The sequence below is a fragment of the Kitasatospora sp. NPDC051705 genome, from assembly GCF_044453265.1.
Taxonomy (GTDB): Bacteria; Actinomycetota; Actinomycetes; order Streptomycetales; family Streptomycetaceae; genus Kitasatospora.
Genome location: NZ_JBITCO010000002.1, coordinates 15083 through 31002 on the forward strand (window position 1 = coordinate 15083; position 15920 = coordinate 31002).

The window sequence follows — 15920 nt, forward strand, 5'->3', positions numbered from 1 at the left end:
AGAGAGGAAGGGCCCGCCATGTCCGGTGGAGCCGCGTACCTGTACGGCGAGGACCCGGTGGAGATCAACGCCGGGCGCGCCAAGGTCACCATCACGGTCAGCAACACGGGCGACCGCGCGATCCAGGTCGGTTCGCACTACCACTTCTTCGAGGCCAACCGGGCCCTCGACTTCGACCGCAACGCCGCCTTCGGCAAGCACCTGGACATCCCGGCCGGCACCGCCGTGCGCTTCGAGCCCGGCGACAGCAAGGACGTCACGCTCGCCGAGTTCGGCGGCCACGGCCGGCTGGTCGGCTTCAGCAATCTCGTCAACGGCGGCATCACCTCCCCCGACACCCGCGCCCGGGCGATCGACCAGGCCCTGGCACGCGGCTTCAAGGGCACCAACCTCGACCTCAAGGAGACCAGCCGCTGATGGCCGTCCTGTCCCGCAAGCAGTACACCGACCTCTTCGGGCCGACCGTCGGCGACCGCTTCCACCTCGCCGACACCAACCTGGTCGTCGAGATCGAGAAGGACTTCAACGAGGGCCACTACGGCGACGAGGCCGTCTACGGCGGCGGCAAGGGCATCCGCGACGGCATGGCCCAGGACCCGGCCGCGACCTCCGTCCAGGGCGCCCTGGACCTGGTGATCACCAACGTCGTGGTGCTGGACGCGGTGCTCGGCGTCGTCAAGGGCGACATCGGCGTCAAGGACGGCTTCATCGCCGCCGTCGGCAAGGCCGGCAACCCGCACACCCAGAGCGGGGTGCACCCCAAACTGGTGATCGGCCCCGGCACCGAGGTGATCTCCGGCGAGCACCTGATCGCCACCGCCGGAGGCATCGACACCCACATCCACTTCATCGCCCCGCAGCAGGTGCAGGAGGCGCTGAGCAACGGCATCACCACGCTGATCGGCGGCGGCACCGGCCCGTCCGACGGCACCAACGGCACCACCTGCACGCCCGGCCCGTGGAACATCGGGCGGATGTACCAGGCGGTCGAGGACCTGCCGGTCAACGTGGGCCTGCTCGGCAAGGGCAACGGCTCGCTGCCGGGCGCGCTGCGCGAGCAGGTCGAGGCGGGCGTCTGCGGCCTCAAGGTGCACGAGGACTGGGGGAGCACCCCGGCCGCGATCGACAGCGCGCTCGGCGTCGCCGACGAGTACGACGTCCAGGTGGCGATCCACACCGACACCCTGAACGAGTCCGGCTTCTTCGAGGACACCCTCTCGGCGATCGACGGACGCACCATCCACACCTTCCACACCGAGGGCGCGGGCGGCGGCCACGCCCCCGACATCATGCGGATCGCCGGCGAGCCCAACGTCCTGCCGTCCTCCACCAACCCGACGCTCCCCTACACCGTCAACTCGGTGGACGAGCTGCTGGACATGGTGATGGTCTGCCACCACCTCAGCCACGACATCCCCGAGGACGTCTCCTTCGCCGACTCCCGGGTGCGCGCCGAGACGATCGCCGCCGAGACCGTCCTGCACGACGAGGGCGTCATCTCGATCTTCTCCTCCGACTCGCAGGCGATGGGCCGGATCGGGGAGTCCTTCACCCGGGCCTTCCAGACCGCCCACCACTGCAAGGACCAGCGCGGAAAGCTCGCCGGCGACACCGCGCGCAGCGACAACTTCCGGGTGCTGCGCTACCTCGCCAAGCTCACCATCAACCCGGCCGTCGCCTCCGGCACCGCCGACCACATCGGCTCGCTGGAGCCCGGCAAGCTCGCCGACATCGTGCTGTGGCCGATCAACTCCTTCGGCGCCAAGCCCAAGACGGTGATCAAGGGCGGCGTCATCAACTGGGCCCTGATGGGGGACCCGAACGCCTCGCTGCCCACCCCGCAGCCGGTCTACTACCGGCCGATGTACGGCGCGCTCGGCCGGGCGCGGCAGGCCACCCGGGTCTCCTTCATGTCCCAGGCGGCCGTCGACCTGGGCGTCCCGGACCGGCTCGGCCTGGAGAGCCGGGTCCTGCCGGTGCGGCGCTGCCGCTCGGTCGGCAAGCAGCACATGGTCCGCAACGACGCGCTGCCGAAGATCGCGGTCGACCCGGAGACCTACAAGGTCACCCTGGACGGCGAGCCCGCCACCATCGAGCCGGCCCGCGAACTCCCGCTCAACCACCTGTTCTACCTCACGTGAGCGGCGACCGGCCCCCGGCCGCCGGGGGCCTCGGGGCGCTGCTGGTCAGCCTCCAGCTGACCGACTCCGCCTTCCCCAGCGGCTTCTACACCCTCTCGCACGGCCTGGAGGGCTACGCCCAGGCCAGGGCCGTCACCCCGGACACCCTGCCCGAGCTGCTCGCCGACCTGCTGCGGCACGGCGTCGGCCCGTCCGACGCCACCGCGCTCGCCCTGGCGCACCGCGCGGCCCGGGCCGGGGACTGGGAGCACCTGGCCGAGGTGGACCAGCGGCTGCACGCCACCCGGCTCAACCGTGAGCTGCGGCTGGCCGCCACCCGGACGGGCCGCCAACTCCTCGACATCGCGCGGGAGTCGGTGGGCGGCGAGGCGCTGGAGCGGTACGCCGCGCTGGTCGCCGACAAGCGGGCCCCCGGCTCGCAGGCGGTGGCCGCCGGGGTCGTCTACGCGGCGGCCGACGTGCCGGTCGACCAGGCCGTCGCCAGTGACCTGTTCGCCTTCTGCGCCAGCTTCGTCGGCGCGGCCCTGCGGCTGCGGCTGACCGACCACCGCCGGGCGCAGGTGGTGCTGCGGGCGACGGCGCCGGTGATCGAGGAGACCGTCGCGGCCGCGCTCACCCGGGAACTCGCGGACCTCGGGGGGTGCGTGCCGGTCGCGGACGCGATGTCCGGCCGGCACGAACGGGCCGAGGCCAGGCTGTTCGCCAGCTAGGGCCCCACCCGGGCCCACCCGGGCCCGTCCGGGGCCGTCCGGGGGCCGCGGTGCGCGGCGCCGCGCCCCCGGACCGGTCCGACCACATGACCCTGCAGCAGAGGAGGAAGGCATGACCGACAACGTGCTCCGGGTGGGCGTCGGCGGGCCCGTCGGGTCCGGCAAGACGGCGCTGATCGAGGCGCTGGTGCCGGTGCTGATCGAGCGCGGCCACCGCCCGGCCGTCATCACCAACGACATCTACACCCAGGAGGACGCGGAGCACGTGCGCCGGACCCTGGCCGGCGTGCTCGACCCCGAGCGGGTCGTCGGCGTCGAGACCGGGGCCTGTCCGCACACCGCCGTGCGGGACGACCCGACGATGAACCTCGCGGCCGGCGCCGAGATCCTGGAGCGCTTCCCGGACGTCGACACCCTGCTGTACGAGTCCGGCGGCGACAACCTGACCCTGACCTTCAGTCCGGTCCTGGTCGACCTCTTCCTGTTCGTGCTGGACACCGCCGAGGGCGAGAAGATGCCCCGCAAGCGCGGCCCGGGCATCACCGAGTACGACCTGCTGGTCATCAACAAGATCGACATCGCCCGGTACGTCCGGGCGGACCTCGGCGTCATGGAGGCCGACGCCCACCGGGTCCGCGAGGGCGGACCGGTCGTGCTCACCAACTGCCTGACCGGGCACGGGCTGGAGGAGATCGCGACCTTCCTGGAGACCTTCCGCAAGGTCCCGGCATGACCGTGACCACCGGCGGGGGAGTCCCGGCCCCCGCCGGCGGCCGGTCCGCCCCGCCCGCGCCGCGGCCGCCGGCCCGCCCGGCGGGGCAGGAGCCGCCGGCCGGGCCGGAGCCGCCGGCCGGACGAGGCCGCCCGGTCCGCCCGGTCCGCCCGGCGCGGCGGGACCGGCTGGATCCCGCGCACTACGAGCCGGCCCGCGTCCCGGAGGCCGTCCGCCGGCACGCCGGCACCCCCGACACGCTGGCGGTCGGACGCCCCGGCAAGGTCGGCCTGCTGGAGCTGGCCTTCGAACGGATCGGCGCCCGCACCGAACTCACCGGCCACTACCAGAAGTCGCCGCTGCAGATCATGCGCCCGCTCTACTACGACCCGGCCCGCCCGGACCTCGCCATCACGCTCCTGATGTCCACCGGCGGCGGGATCCTCCAGGCCGACCGGCTCCGCACCGACCTGCGGTGCGGCGCCGACACCGCCACCCACCTCACCACCCAGGCGGCGACCAAGGTCTACCGGATGGAGTTCGACTACGCGACGCAGCTGGTGAACCTGGAGGCCGGCCCGCGCGCCTACGTCGAGTACCTGCCCGAGCCGGTCATCCCCTTCGTCGACTCCCGGCTCTACCAGCGGACCGTGCTCACCGTCGACCCGACCGCCACCGTGCTGGCCGGCGAGACCGTCCTCGCCGGGCGCCTGGCCCGGGGCGAGCGCAACGCCTACCGGGTGTTCGCCTCCGACCTCGAGGTGCGGCGCCCGGACGGCCGGCCGGTCGCCGTCGACACCGTCCGGCTGGAGCCCGCGGCGGCCGGGGTGACCGGCCCGGCGGTGCTGGGCGGGCACGACGTGATGTCGACGCTGTACGCGGTCAGCCCGCTCGCGCCGGCGGCGCTGGTCGCCGACACCCTGCACGGGGCGCTGGCGGACTGCGGTCTGCTGTACGGGGTGAGCGTGCTGCCGCACGACGCCGGGGCCTGGGTGCGCCTGCTCGGCTCGGACACCCGGGCGTGCGCGGCGGCGCTGCGCGCGGCCTGGGACGCCGTGCGGCGGCTGCTGATCGGGGCTCCGGCGCCGGCGCTGCGCAAGACCTGACCGGACGGGCCCGGGGGCCCGCCGCCGTCAGGCGGGCTCCAGGCCGTTCGCCAGCCGGGCGATCTGGCGGTGGCTGAGGTCCACGACGCGGCGCATGTGGTGCAGCAGGAAGGCCAGTTCGGCCTCGCTGTCGTCGGCGTAGACGGCCGCCCAGTCGGTGCCCAGGGTGCGCCACACCCGGCCGAAGTGCTCCAGGGCGTCGGGGAGGACGGCGACCAGGACGCGGCGGCGGTCGGCCTCGTCGCGGCGGCGGGCGACCAGGCCGGCCTTCTCCAGGCGGTCGACGAGCCGGGTGGCGGAGCCGCTGGTGAGGCCGGTGAGCTCGGCGATCCGGCCGGTGGTGACCGGGCCGTCCTCCAGGGTGAGCAGGCTGAGGCACTGGACGTCGGTCGGGTGCATGCCGAGGTGGTCGGCGACGGCCTGGTTGAACAGCACGTACGAGGCCAGGTAGCGGCGGGAGGCCGGCCAGAGCTCGGCCATCAGGTCGTCGCGGGTCGTCATGCGGCCAGGGTATCCGGCAGCGCCGAAATAAGTTGTGCGACGCAGAGACTTCCTTCTACATTGTCTGCATGACACAGGTAAACACTGCGCAGCCGCCCCGGCTCCCCGTCGCCGTCACCGGCGCCACCGGCGCCCAGGGCGGTGCCACCGCCCGGGCCCTCCTACGGGCCGGCCGGCCGGTCCGCGCCCTCACCCGCGACGTCACCTCGCCCGCCGCGCTCCGGCTCGCCGCCCTCGGGGCCGAACCCGTGCGAGCCGACTTCGACGACCCGGACTCGCTCGCCGCCGCCCTCGACGGCGCGGGGGCGCTGTTCGCGATGTCCACCCCCTTCGGCACCGACGTCGACACCGAGGTCCGCCAGGGCGTCGGCCTGCTCGACGCGGCCGCCGCCGCCGGCGTCCGGCACCTCGTCCTGACCTCGGCGAGCAACGCCGACCGCGCCACCGGCATCCCGCACTTCGAGAGCAAGCACCTGATCGAGCGCCACCTCGCCGGTCTCGGCCTGCCGTGGACCGTCCTCGGCCCGGCCGTGTTCCTGGACAACTACGCCAACGGCTGGACGCTCCCGTCCCTGCGCGACGGCTGGTTCCCGCTGCCCATGCCGCCCGGCGCCGCGCTCCCGGTGATCGCCTCCGACACCATCGGTGCCTTCGCCGCCCACGTCCTCGCCCACCCGGACGCGTACGCCGGCCGGCGGGTGGACATCGCCTCGCAGTGGTGCACCGGCGAGCGGATCGCCGCCGCGATCAGCGCGGCGAGCGGGCGGACGGTGCGGTACCGGGAGGTCCCGCTGTCCGTCGTCGAGGGCTACTCCGGCGACCTGGCGGCGATGTTCCGCTACTTCCGGGAGACCGGCCTCGACATCGACACCGAGGCGCTGCACCGCGAGCACCCCGGCATCCACTGGCAGGGCGTCGAGGAGTGGGCCGCCGCCCGCACCTGGGAGCCGTGAGCCGTCACCCGGTCCCCCGGGGGCCCTGGGGTGCACCCTGGCCCGGGAAGAGCAGCTCCGCCGCGCGGTCGAGGACCTCGGCCCGGGTGCGCCCCCCGTGGTCGGCGGCGAGGGAGTGCCGGGCGACGGCCACGCACATGGCGATCAGGCTGCGGGCCTCGACCTCGTCCGGGTCGGTGCAGAGGGAGCCGATCACCTCGCGCAGCAGGTCCATCCGCCGGTTGTCGACCCGGCGCAGGCGCTCGGCGACGGCCTCGTCCCGCCGGGCCCAGTCCCGGACGGCGAGGTCGAGCGGCAGCAGGCGCTCGCCGGAGAAGGTGAGCGCGCCGGCGGGCCGGGCCCTGGTCCGCGGGTCGCCGCCCTCGCGCTCGACCCGGTCGACGACCTCGTCGGTGCTCTCCCGCTCCCAGGTGTCCAGCATCTCGGCGAGCAGGGCCTCGCGGTCGGCGAAGTGCCCGTAGAACCCGCCCTTGGTGACGCCGAGCCGCTTGGCCAGGGGTTCGACCCGGACGGCGTCCGGGCCGCCCGCGGCGAGGGCCCGCAGCCCTTCCTCCACCCATGCCCCGCGCGGTGTGCGAGCAGTGCCCACGATGTGACCCGCCTCACTCGTCCGGTGAATATACGGCACCGTATATTCGGCCTAGCCTCGATGTGTACGCCAGCGTATACAAAGGGGGGCGAAGCCATGAGGCTTCCGACGACGGCACACACCGGACGGCCGTGGCGCATCCACGGCTTCGCGGCAGACTTCCGGGTCGAGGACGTCTGGTCCTACCGCACACCCGGCGCCGGGCCGGACGACTTCCCGGTCATGCTCGCCGCCCTGCGGGCCGGCACCGGCGGCCGCCGGCCGCTGCCCGTCCGGGCCCTCTTCGCGGCCCGCCGCGGCCTCGGTGCGCTGCTCGGCTGGGACCGGCCCGACGCCGGCCCCGGCCGAGCGCTCCCCACCCTGCGCGACCGGCTGCCGGACGGCCTGCGCGCCACCGCCGACCCCGCCCGCGACGACGGCCTGCCGCTCGCCCCGGTCTACGAACTCCCCGACGAGGCCGTCCGCGAGGTGGCCAACCGGACGGTCCACGCCCTCATGCACCTCGGCTGGGTGCCGACCGGCGACGGCGGCCACGAGCTGCGGATGGCCGTCCTGGTCAAGCCCCGCGGCCGCCTCGGCCGCCGCTACATGGCCCTCATCGCACCGTTCCGCCACCTCGTCGTCTACCCCGCCCTGACCCGCCAGTGGGAGCGCGCCTGGCGCGACCGCCCCCGGCCACCCGCCCGCGGCTGAGGCACGCCCGGGGCGTATCGTCGCCGGATGGCCCTCAGGACACCGCGCGCCCTCCACGTCGACGGCCGCGACTACCGCTGGGTGGTGCGGCACCTGGACGCCGACCACGTGGCCGTCCGGGTCTGGCCCGACGGGCCCGGGCGCGCGCCCCGCCCGCTCGAGGTCGTCCGCCGCTTCGACGACCCCTGGCTCAACTTCGGGGTGCTGCTCACCGCCCCCGCGGAGCGGATCGCCGAGGTCTTCCAGCTGGACCCGGTCACCCCCGCCCTCGCCGCCGACCTGGTCCGCGCGGCCCTGGCCGCCGGCTGGCGCCCCGAGGAGCCCGGCCCGGTGCTGCGCCTCGTCATGCACGGCGACCGGGCGGACTTCACGCTCACCCCTCCCGCGTGAGCAGGGCCGCCACCTGGAGCCCCGCCTCGGCGGCGCCCCGCACGTAGGGGCTGGGGTCCTCGCCCGCCGCCCGCCGCAGGGCCGCGACGGTCTCCCGGCGGCCCGGCCACTGCCAGGCGAGCATGGTCAGTGCCTGGCCGCGCACCTCGGGGCTCGGGTCCTCGGCGGCGCAGCCGCGGACCACCGCCTCGCCCTCCTCTCCGGCCAGCACCGCGAGACTGCTGAGCGCCTCGCAGCGGACCTCCTGGTCCGGGTCCGCGCGGGTGCGGGCGCGGAGGAAGGGGACCGCCTCCGGGCGCCGCCCGCCGAGTTCGGCCAGCAAGCCCAGGGCGGTGGTGCGCAGCCGGGTGGAGTACGGGTCCACCGCGGCCCGGTGGAGCAGGTCGACGGTCTCCGGCGCCCCGGGCCGTCGGGCGGCGAGCGCCTGCAGCGCGTGGCGCCGCGCGGCCTCCCCCGGATCGTGCTCCGCCCGGTCGATCAACACCTCCACCACGGACGGGTGTTCGGGCCACCCGGCGGCCAGTTCACGGATCGCGGTGGCGCGCACCGAGTCGTCCGGGTCGCCGGCGGCCCGCGCCAGCAGCAGCGCCGGGGCCTCGGCGCGCAGCGCCCGGGAGCGGGCCACGCCCTCGATCGCGCTGGAGCGCACGTTCGGGCTGGGGTCGTCGGTCATCCGCTCGCGCAGCACCCGCAGCACGTCCGGGTCCTCGCAGCCGTCCAGGGTCAGCTGGCGCAGGGCCAGTTGGCGGGGGTAGTCGGCCGGGTCGCGGGCGATCCGGTCGAGCAGCAGCGGGAGCACGCCCGGGTGGTGCAGCCAGCGGCCGGCCAGGTTGCGCAGTGCGGTGGCCCGGACCGAGGCCGGCGCGTGCACGGCCTGGTCGAGGGCCAGCGGCAGGACGTCGGGGTGCTCGGGCCGGTGCTGGACGAGCAGGTTCAGCGCGACCTCGCGCGGGAAGCGGTCCGGATCCCCGGCGGCCCGCTCGAACAGCAGCGGCAGCACGTCCGGGTGCTCGGGCCAGCGGCGGGCGAGTTCGGTGAGGGCGGCGGAGCGCACCGTCGACGAGGCGTCGAGGACGGCGGCCGACAGCAGCAGCGGCAGCACCTCCGGGTGCCCGGGCCAGTGCGTGGCCAGCCGGACCAGTGCGGCCTCCCGGGTGAGGCTGTCGCGGTCGCGGACGGCCCGCTCGCGCAGGACGGCGAGGACCTCGTCGCGGGTGTTCCAGTGCTGGGCCAGCGCGGTCAGGGCCACGGTGCGCAGGTAGCCGTCCGAGCTGGTCTCGGCGTGGCCGAGCAGCAGCGGCAGCACCGCCGGGTGCTCGGGCCAGCGCTTCGCCACCTCGTTGACCACGGTGTAGCGGTCCAGCGAGACGCCGTCGTCGACGAGCCGCAGCAACAGCGGCAGCACCTCGGGCCGTCCGTGCCAGCGCTGGGCCAGGGCGGACACCGCGGAGGCCCGGCTGCCGGACTTGAGCCCGTGGACGGCGAGCGCCAGCGCCGGCCGCACGTCGTCGTGCAGCGTGCAGGCGACGGTGGTGGCGTCCTCGGCCAGCGGCAGGAACTGGCCGCGCAGGCGGAACCAGCGCAGGTAGCGCTCCCGCCCGGACCACCCGGCGCCGAAGCCGGCCAGCGCCGTCAGCGCGGCGAGCAGCGGATTGCTCCCGGGGTGCCCGGCCGCGCCGGTCAGGGCGGCGGTCATGCCGTCGATCGCCCGGTCGCTCTGCGCGGTCAGCAGGCCGATCTTCCGGACCTCGGCCAGCGCACGGATCGCCAGGACCAGCGAGGCGGCGTCCCCCCGGTCGAGCAGGTGGTCGACCACCCGGCCGGCGTCCGCCTCGCTCAGCTCGTTGACGACCAGCAGCAGCACCTCGTGCCAGGTCGGGTCGTCGACCCGGCGGGCGAACACCTCCTCGATCAGCTCCTGCGGCGTCCACTCCCGGTCGACCGTGTAGCGGCGGACGACGTCGGCGGCCGCCAGGTACTCCAGGAACGCCCGGTGCACGAAGCCGTACACCTCGCCGCCGTACCGCGCCAGGATGAAGTTGCGCTCCCGCAGCTGGTCGCGCAGTGCCCGGGCGGCCGCCAGGCACTGGTGGGCGGGCAGGCCGAACTGGGCGAAGTAGTCGCGGAAGACCGTCTCCAGGTCGTCGGCGTGGATGTGGTTGCCCGCGATGCCGCCGATGCCCTCCTGCATCCGCCGGGCCAGCAGGCGCAGCAGTTCCAGGAGTTCGCGGTCGTCGAGCAGGTCGAGGGCCTCGGCGGCGGCGGGGGTCAGCGGGGCGCGCAGGTGCTTGGTGTCGCGGTCCAGGTGGGCGACGAGCACCCGGACGGCGTGCTCGTAGACGCCCCGGCGGTCCCGGGGCAGGGTCTGGCGCCGGCCGATGATCGCGAGGATGGTCAGCAGCAGCGGGTTGCCGGCGAGTTCGCGGATCGGCCGGGACGCCTCGACCGCGCCGCCGATCCGCTCGACCAGCCGGGCGGCGAGCTGCGGGTCGCTCGGGCAGGCGATGGCGTACCAGCGGCGGGCGAAGGCGGTGATCCGGACGGGGTCGAGGTCCTGCAGCATCAGGTGGGTGAAGCCGGCGCCGCCGAGGGTGGCGCGCTGGTAGCCGATGACCCGGGAGGTGACCACGACGCGGATCCGGTCGTAGCGGGCGGCGAAGGCGGCGATCCGCTCCGCGGTGGCGGCGCGCGTCCCCGGGTCGAACAGCTCGTCCAGGCCGTCGAAGACGACCACGGCCCGCCCCTCGGTGAGCAGCCGGCGCAGTTCGGGGCCGGGGACGGACATCCCGGTGGTGCGGTGGCGGTGGTCCAGGAAGTCCTCGAAGGTGCGCTCGCGCCACTGCTCCTCGGCGTACTGGCGCAGTTCGACCACCAGGGGCAGCCGGCCGGCGAGCCGGGCGAGCGGTCCGGAGTCGTCGCCCCGGGTGAGGGCGAGCGCGAGGTAGCGGGCCACCGTCGACTTGCCGGAGCCCGGGTCGCCGAGCAGCACGACCCGTTCGCCGCGCGGCCCGGCGAGGACGTCGAGCACGTCCTCGCTCGGGCGGCTCAGGTACCCGGTGCGCAGCCGTTCGACGGTGGACTGCCGCAGGCCCGGCGGGAGTTCGTCCTCCGCGGTGGTCTGCTCGCCGTTCGCGAGCAGGCGCTGCACCAGCTCGCGAGGGAGCTCGACCGGGGGCGGGTCCTCCCGCACCTGCGGGGTGACGAACACCTCGCGCAGCTCCACCACCGGGTGCTCGCCCTGCTCGGAGAGCGGGGTGAGCACCTCCAGGTCCAGTCGCCCGAACGTCTCCCGCACCCGGCGTGCGTACCCGGCGCAGGCGGCGGCCAACGACTCGGCGGTGACCGGGCGTTCGCCGGTGCCACCGCCCTGGTGGACCGTCCCGGCCTGGATGAGGTCGCCGTGCACGACCACGGCGTCCGCCCGGTTGTTCGTCGTCCGATCAGGTTCCCCGCCCATCCGGTCAGGGTAGCCGCCGGTGCCGGTCAGGGCAGGCGTCGCACGAACCGCCGCTGCCACGGGGTCTCCACGGCGTGGCGGTCGTAGTGGTCGCGCACGTACCGGACGGCCTCGGCGGGCGGCACGCCGTCGAGGACCGCGATGCGGGCCAGCGCGGTGCCGGTGCGGCCGCGGCCGCCGGCGCAGCCGACCTCGACGCGTTCGGTCGCCGACCGCTCCCAGGCCTCGCGGAACGCGGCCGCGGCGTCGGCGCGGTCGGCGGGCAGCCGGAAGTCGGGCCAGCGCACCCACCGGCTCTCCCAGGTGACGGGGCGCGGCGGGCGGCCCAGCAGGTGGAGGGCGAAGTAGGGGTGCGGGCCCGGCGGCAGCGGGCGGCTCAGGGCGCGGCCGCGCAGCAGCCGCCCGGAGGGCAGCCGCAGGACGCCGGGGGCGGTCGGGTCCCAGGTGGTCGGTCCGGTCACGGCGTTCCTCGGGGTCGGCGGCGGGGCGGCGGTCAGGGCCGGGGCGGGCGGGTGGTCAGGGCCGGGGCGGCGGTCAGGGCCTCGGCGGGCGGGTGGTCAGGAGGCCACGTGCAGGGCCGGGGAGCCCGGCATCCCCGCGCGGTGCGCCAGCGCCGCCGCCTCGCCGCGCGAGGAGACGCCCAGCTTGGCCAGGATGTTGGCGACGTGGAACTTCACCGTCGACTCGCTGATGTGCAGCGCCGCGGCGATGTCCCGGTTGCGGCGGCCGTGCGCCAGCTGGTCGAGCACCTCCAGCTCGCGCGGCTGGAGCCCGTCCAACGGGTCGCCCGCGACCGGCTGCCCGGGGAGGGCGAGCGGCAGGTCGACCGTCACCGTGGTGCCCCAGCCGGCGACCGCCTCGACGGCGCAGGTCCCGCCCAGTGCGGCGATCCGGTCGGCGGTGCGGTGGACGGCGAGCGCGTCGGCGGCGAGCAGCCCCGGGCCGTCGTCGCGCACCACCGCGCGCAGCGTGTCACCGCTGAACCGCCAGCTCACGTGCAGCCTGCTCAGCCCCTCCTGCTCCAGCATGACCAGCACCGCCGCCCGGACGGCCTCCCGGGCGGTGTGGGCGGTGTCCGCCGGCACGGACCGGTCCGCCTCCGCCGGCGGCGCCACCTCCAGCCGCACCCCGGTGTGCCGCAGCAGCGGCCGCAGCTCCCGGTCGAGCCGGGCGAACGCGGCGTCGGCGCTCTGCTCGCTCAGGGCGCGGTCCAGGTCCGCGCCGCGGCGCAGGTCCAGCAGGGCCGTCACCGCGAGTTCGGTGGCGCTGCGGCGCGCCGTGGCGTCGTCCAGCGCGGCCGAGCGCAGCGGCGCCAGGACGGCGGTGAGCGCCGCGTTGTGCATGCCGGTGAACTCGGCGATCGCCCGGGCCCGGGCCGCGGCCGAGGCGCGGGAGACCGCGGCGTGCTTGGGGGCGGCGTCGACGGCCCGGTGGTCGCCGTGGGTGACGACCAGCTCCCACAGCTGCTGGAGCAGGGCCAGCGCCCCCTCGGGGACCGGCTCGGCGCTCTCCCGGATCAGCACCAGCAGCGCGCTGCCGCCGCCCTCCGGGGCCGCCGCGGCGACCACCACCGGCCGCCGCCGGCCCGCCAGTTCGGCCTCGCCCTGCCAGGGGCGGCCGGTCGCGGTGGTCGCGGCGACCGCCCCGGCCAGCCGGTCCAGCTCCACGCTGCCGACGGCCCCGGCCAGCTCGGGCGGGCCGTGGGTGTACGCGGGGGAGACCGTGCAGACGCCGCTGAGCTGGGCGACCGCCACGTGCGGCACGAGCGTGGCGAGCACCTCGGAGAGGCGGTGCAGGAGCTCCGGCCTCGGGGTGCGCAGCACCTCGACGGCGCGCGCCAGGGCGTCCTCCGGGCGGCCCCAGTCCCGCTGCCGTCGTGCGTCCGCGTGCCGTCCGTCGGTTCCGTCCATGCCGTCGAGCCTACGGGCTGCCGGCCGGTCCGCGCCTGGCCGTTCGGCCGGGTGGAACCGGCCGAACGGCGGGCCGGGCCGCCGCCGTCCGCGCCGCAGGATGGAACGGTCGGAGCGACCGACCACACCGGACCACGAGGACCTTCCATGACCAAGGCGATCGCCTTCCCCGAGTACGGCGGCGCGGACGTGCTGCGCCCGATCGACGTCGAACTGCCCGCCCCGGGCCCCGGCCAGGTCCTGGTCGAGGTCCGCGCGGCGGGCTTCAACCCGCTCGACCACAAACTGCGCAGCGGCGCCGTCCGGGAGTTCTTCCCGGTCGCCCTCCCGGCCGTGCCCGGATTCGAGGTGGCGGGCGTGGTCGCGGCGGTCGGCGCGGACGTCACCGCCTGGGCGCCCGGCGACGAGGTGTTCGGCGCGCTGATGGGCGGCGGCCACGCCGAGCGGGCGCTCGTCGAGGCCGCGCTGCTGGCCCGCAAGCCCGCCTCGCTGGACTGGGCGCAGGCCGCGGCGATCCCGGTCGCCGCGGAGACCTCCGAGCGGGCGCTGGACGTGCTGGGCGTGCGCGCCGGGGAGACGCTGCTGGTGCACGGCGCGGCCGGCGGCGTCGGCACCCTGCTGCTGCAGTTCGCCCGGGCCCGCGGGATCGCCGTGATCGGCACCGCCGGCCCGGCCAACCACGCCTACCTGGCCGAACTCGGCGCCGTCCCGGTCGCCTACGGCGAGGGGCTGGCCGAGCGGGTGCGGGCGCTCGCCCCGGGCGGGGTGGACCGGGTGCTGGACCTGGCCGGACTGGGCGGGGTGCTGCCGCTCTCCGTCGAGCTGGCCGGCTCCGCCGAACGGGTGCTCACCATCGCGGACTTCGCCGGCGCGGCCGAGCACGGGGTCCGCATCACCACGGGGGACGAGGGCGTGCCCTACCACCAGCGCGCCTACGCCGCCGCGCTCGCGCTGCACGAGGCCGGCACGCTGCGGCTGCCGCTGCACCGGGTGCTCCCGCTGGCGGAGGCCGCCGAGGCCCACCGGATCAGCGAGCAGGGCCACCTGCGCGGCAAGATCGTGCTCACGGTCTGACGCATCGTCAACGCAGGAGCCGTCCCGGCTGGACTCCCCGGCGTGCCGCCCAACTGTGCGCCTTGCCAGGAAATCTGACGGACGATCGGTAGAGTCCGGCGTCATGGTGACTGTGAACGAGACCGGAGGCGCGGTGGGCCGGCTGGCCGGCCGGGTCTGCGTGGTGACCGGCGCGGCCAGCGGCATCGGCAGGGCCGTCGCCGAACGCTTCGCCCGCGAGGGCGCGTCGGTGGTCGCCACCGACGTCGACGCCGCCGGTCTGCGCCGGCTCGCGGACCGGCTGCCGCACGCCGTCAGCACCGTGGTCGGCGACGTCTCCCTCGACCAGGACGCCCGCCGGATGGTCGAGGCCGCCGTCGAACGGCACGGCCGCCTCGACGTCCTGGTGGCCAACGCCGGTGTCCTCCCGCTGATGGAGGTCACCGAGGCCACCGCCGAGGACTGGGACCGCGTGATGGCCGTCGACGGCCGCGGCATGTTCCTCACCTGCAAGTACGCGATCCAGACGATGGCCGCGCAGGAGCGGCCCGGTGGCGCGGTCGTCTGCGTCTCCTCCATCTCCGGCGAGGCCGGCCAGCGGGGCCAGGCCGTCTACGGCCCGGCCAAGTTCGTGGCCTCGGGCATCACCAAGCACCTCGCCGTCGAGTGGGCGGACCGCGGCATCCGGGTCAACGCCGTCGCGCCCGGCACCATCACCACCGAGCGCGTCGCCCGGCTCCGGGACGAACCGGGCGGCGCCGAGTACCTCGCCGGGATCGAGCGGCTGCATCCCATGGGGCGCCTCGGGACCCCGGCCGAGGTCGCGGCGGCCGTGCTCTTCCTCGCCTCCGACGACGCCTCCTTCGTCACCGGCGCCGTGCTGCCCGTCGACGGCGGGTACCTGGCGCAGTAGCGCGGTCACCGCGCGGCGGCGGGTCCTCGGTGAGCGGCGCGGCCGTCGGTGAGCGGCGCGGTCACCGCGCATCGGCGCCGTCACCGCGCGGTGGTCCAGGAACCCGCCAGCTCCGCGGGCTCGCCGGAGAACACCACCTCGCCCCGGTGCAGGACGTGCACCACCGACGCCGTGGCGAGGGTGCGCGGCAGCGCCCGCGCGGTCAGCACCACCGTCCGGCCGGCGGCCGTGCCCGCCAGCAGGTGGGCGTGCAGCCGGGCCGCCACGGCGGGCGCCAGCCCGCGCTCCGGCTCGTCGAGCAGCAGCAACGCCGGGTCGGCCGCCAACGCCCGCCCGATCGCGACCAGTTGCTGCTGGCCGCCGGAGAGGGTGCCCGCCCGCCGGTCCAGCAGCGCGGTCAGCTCCGGGAACAGCGCCGTCGCCCGCGACCGGGCGGGGCCGCCCAGACCCAGGTGCTCGGCCACCGTCAGCGACCCGAACACCCCCCGCTCCGCCGGCACCAGCGCCAGCCCCGCCCGCACCCGCCGGTGCACCGACCACCCCGTGACGTCCCGCCCCCGCCACAGCACCCGCCCGCCCGACAGAGGCACCAGCCCGGCCACCGCGTGCAGCACGCTCGTCCGCCCGGCCCCGTTGCGCCCGAGCAGCACCGTCACGCCGCCGCCCGGCACGGCGAGCCCGACGCCGTGCAGGGCCTCCAGCGGCCCGTACCGCACCCGGGCGCCCTGCAGGGCGAGCTCGACGCTCACCGGGCGCCGCCTGCCCGGGCGGCCCGGGGGCGTGCCGCGGACA

General features: G+C 76.0%; 16 protein-coding genes. 10 read left to right on the forward strand and 6 right to left on the reverse strand.

Going from position 1 to position 15920, the window contains the following annotated elements:
- Nucleotides 1-18 precede the first annotated feature (18 nt).
- The 5 genes from ACIA8Q_RS02760 to ACIA8Q_RS02780 all read left to right on the forward strand — a co-directional run bounded on the left by ACIA8Q_RS02760 (nt 19) and on the right by ACIA8Q_RS02780 (nt 4669).
- The gene (locus ACIA8Q_RS02760; RefSeq protein WP_360205052.1) at nt 19-417 is read left to right on the forward strand and encodes an urease subunit beta; all 399 of its coding nucleotides are present in this window, start codon (nt 19-21) and stop codon (nt 415-417) included.
- Nucleotides 417-2141 carry an urease subunit alpha gene (gene ureC, locus ACIA8Q_RS02765; RefSeq protein ID WP_396316663.1) on the forward strand — a complete coding sequence of 575 codons (1725 nt, stop codon included), beginning with the start codon at nt 417-419 and terminating at the stop codon, nt 2139-2141. The genes ACIA8Q_RS02760 and ureC overlap by 1 nt, the downstream gene beginning before the upstream one ends.
- Nucleotides 2138-2851, forward strand: a complete 714-nt coding sequence (locus tag ACIA8Q_RS02770) for an urease accessory protein UreF (protein WP_396316664.1) — start codon at nt 2138-2140, stop codon at nt 2849-2851. The genes ureC and ACIA8Q_RS02770 overlap by 4 nt, the downstream gene beginning before the upstream one ends.
- Before the next feature lie 112 nt (nt 2852-2963).
- Nucleotides 2964-3584, forward strand: a complete 621-nt coding sequence (gene ureG, locus ACIA8Q_RS02775; RefSeq protein ID WP_396316665.1) for an urease accessory protein UreG — start codon at nt 2964-2966, stop codon at nt 3582-3584.
- Entirely contained in the window at nt 3581-4669 is a 1089-nt protein-coding gene (locus tag ACIA8Q_RS02780) for an urease accessory protein UreD (protein WP_360205062.1), read from the forward strand. The genes ureG and ACIA8Q_RS02780 overlap by 4 nt, the downstream gene beginning before the upstream one ends.
- Nucleotides 4670-4696: 27 nt before the next feature.
- Here ACIA8Q_RS02780 and ACIA8Q_RS02785 read toward each other — a convergent pair whose 3' ends face one another.
- Complete coding sequence (locus tag ACIA8Q_RS02785) at nt 4697-5170, reverse strand: MarR family winged helix-turn-helix transcriptional regulator (RefSeq protein WP_360205064.1); 474 nt, start codon at nt 5168-5170, stop codon at nt 4697-4699.
- Nucleotides 5171-5238: 68 nt separating this feature from the next.
- Here ACIA8Q_RS02785 and ACIA8Q_RS02790 point away from each other — a divergent pair, with 68 nt between their 5' ends.
- Nucleotides 5239-6123, forward strand: a complete 885-nt coding sequence (locus tag ACIA8Q_RS02790; protein WP_396316666.1) for an NmrA family NAD(P)-binding protein — start codon at nt 5239-5241, stop codon at nt 6121-6123.
- Nucleotides 6124-6127: 4 nt separating this feature from the next.
- Here ACIA8Q_RS02790 and ACIA8Q_RS02795 read toward each other — a convergent pair whose 3' ends face one another.
- Nucleotides 6128-6712 carry a TetR/AcrR family transcriptional regulator gene (locus tag ACIA8Q_RS02795; protein ID WP_396316667.1) on the reverse strand — a complete coding sequence of 195 codons (585 nt, stop codon included), beginning with the start codon at nt 6710-6712 and terminating at the stop codon, nt 6128-6130.
- 96 nt (nt 6713-6808) lie between these two features.
- Between ACIA8Q_RS02795 and ACIA8Q_RS02800 the strand changes: the two genes are divergently transcribed.
- Both ACIA8Q_RS02800 and ACIA8Q_RS02805 read left to right on the forward strand, forming a co-directional pair.
- The gene (locus ACIA8Q_RS02800; protein ID WP_360205072.1) at nt 6809-7405 is read left to right on the forward strand and encodes a DUF2867 domain-containing protein; all 597 of its coding nucleotides are present in this window, start codon (nt 6809-6811) and stop codon (nt 7403-7405) included.
- A gap of 27 nt (nt 7406-7432) precedes the next feature.
- Nucleotides 7433-7795: a hypothetical protein gene (locus ACIA8Q_RS02805; protein ID WP_360205075.1), complete on the forward strand. Its 363-nt coding sequence runs from the start codon at nt 7433-7435 to the stop codon at nt 7793-7795.
- On the opposite strand, the gene ACIA8Q_RS02810 is transcribed toward ACIA8Q_RS02805, so the two are convergent.
- The 3 genes from ACIA8Q_RS02810 to ACIA8Q_RS02820 all read right to left on the reverse strand — a co-directional run bounded on the left by ACIA8Q_RS02810 (nt 7779) and on the right by ACIA8Q_RS02820 (nt 13162).
- The gene (locus ACIA8Q_RS02810; protein ID WP_360205078.1) at nt 7779-11252 is read right to left on the reverse strand and encodes a HEAT repeat domain-containing protein; all 3474 of its coding nucleotides are present in this window, start codon (nt 11250-11252) and stop codon (nt 7779-7781) included. The two genes, ACIA8Q_RS02805 and ACIA8Q_RS02810, sit on opposite strands and share 17 nt — an antisense overlap.
- Nucleotides 11253-11278: 26 nt before the next feature.
- A complete protein-coding gene (locus ACIA8Q_RS02815; RefSeq protein ID WP_360205080.1) occupies nt 11279-11713 on the reverse strand; it encodes a protein phosphatase in 435 nt (144 codons plus the stop codon).
- A gap of 96 nt (nt 11714-11809) precedes the next feature.
- Nucleotides 11810-13162, reverse strand: a complete 1353-nt coding sequence (locus ACIA8Q_RS02820; protein ID WP_360205083.1) for a LuxR C-terminal-related transcriptional regulator — start codon at nt 13160-13162, stop codon at nt 11810-11812.
- A 147-nt stretch (nt 13163-13309) separates the two neighbouring features.
- Here ACIA8Q_RS02820 and ACIA8Q_RS02825 point away from each other — a divergent pair, with 147 nt between their 5' ends.
- Together ACIA8Q_RS02825 and ACIA8Q_RS02830 are read left to right on the forward strand one after the other, a co-directional pair.
- Nucleotides 13310-14236: an NADP-dependent oxidoreductase gene (locus ACIA8Q_RS02825; protein WP_360205085.1), complete on the forward strand. Its 927-nt coding sequence runs from the start codon at nt 13310-13312 to the stop codon at nt 14234-14236.
- A gap of 103 nt (nt 14237-14339) precedes the next feature.
- Nucleotides 14340-15128, forward strand: coding sequence for an SDR family NAD(P)-dependent oxidoreductase (locus ACIA8Q_RS02830; RefSeq protein ID WP_360205088.1), 789 nt, complete (start codon nt 14340-14342; stop codon nt 15126-15128).
- A gap of 80 nt (nt 15129-15208) precedes the next feature.
- Here the strand turns inward: ACIA8Q_RS02830 and ACIA8Q_RS02835 are convergent, their stop codons facing one another.
- Nucleotides 15209-15877: an ATP-binding cassette domain-containing protein gene (locus tag ACIA8Q_RS02835; RefSeq protein WP_360205091.1), complete on the reverse strand. Its 669-nt coding sequence runs from the start codon at nt 15875-15877 to the stop codon at nt 15209-15211.
- Nucleotides 15878-15920: the final 43 nt, after the last annotated feature.

Excerpts from the sequence above, each read along its gene's own strand:
- ACIA8Q_RS02790 (WP_396316666.1), top strand. The coding sequence starts at position 5,239 with ATGACACAGGTAAACACTGCGCAGCCGCCCCGGCTCCCCGTCGCCGTC.
- ACIA8Q_RS02800 (WP_360205072.1), top strand. The coding sequence starts at position 6,809 with ATGAGGCTTCCGACGACGGCACACACCGGACGGCCGTGGCGCATCCAC.
- ureG (WP_396316665.1), top strand. The coding sequence starts at position 2,964 with ATGACCGACAACGTGCTCCGGGTGGGCGTCGGCGGGCCCGTCGGGTCC.
- ACIA8Q_RS02820 (WP_360205083.1), bottom strand. The coding sequence starts at position 13,162 with ATGGACGGAACCGACGGACGGCACGCGGACGCACGACGGCAGCGGGAC.
- ACIA8Q_RS02785 (WP_360205064.1), bottom strand. The coding sequence starts at position 5,170 with ATGACGACCCGCGACGACCTGATGGCCGAGCTCTGGCCGGCCTCCCGC.
- ACIA8Q_RS02760 (WP_360205052.1), top strand. The coding sequence starts at position 19 with ATGTCCGGTGGAGCCGCGTACCTGTACGGCGAGGACCCGGTGGAGATC.
- ACIA8Q_RS02810 (WP_360205078.1), bottom strand. The coding sequence starts at position 11,252 with ATGGGCGGGGAACCTGATCGGACGACGAACAACCGGGCGGACGCCGTG.
- ACIA8Q_RS02830 (WP_360205088.1), top strand. The coding sequence starts at position 14,340 with ATGGTGACTGTGAACGAGACCGGAGGCGCGGTGGGCCGGCTGGCCGGC.
- ACIA8Q_RS02825 (WP_360205085.1), top strand. The coding sequence starts at position 13,310 with ATGACCAAGGCGATCGCCTTCCCCGAGTACGGCGGCGCGGACGTGCTG.
- ureC (WP_396316663.1), top strand. The coding sequence starts at position 417 with ATGGCCGTCCTGTCCCGCAAGCAGTACACCGACCTCTTCGGGCCGACC.
- ACIA8Q_RS02780 (WP_360205062.1), top strand. The coding sequence starts at position 3,581 with ATGACCGTGACCACCGGCGGGGGAGTCCCGGCCCCCGCCGGCGGCCGG.
- ACIA8Q_RS02805 (WP_360205075.1), top strand. The coding sequence starts at position 7,433 with ATGGCCCTCAGGACACCGCGCGCCCTCCACGTCGACGGCCGCGACTAC.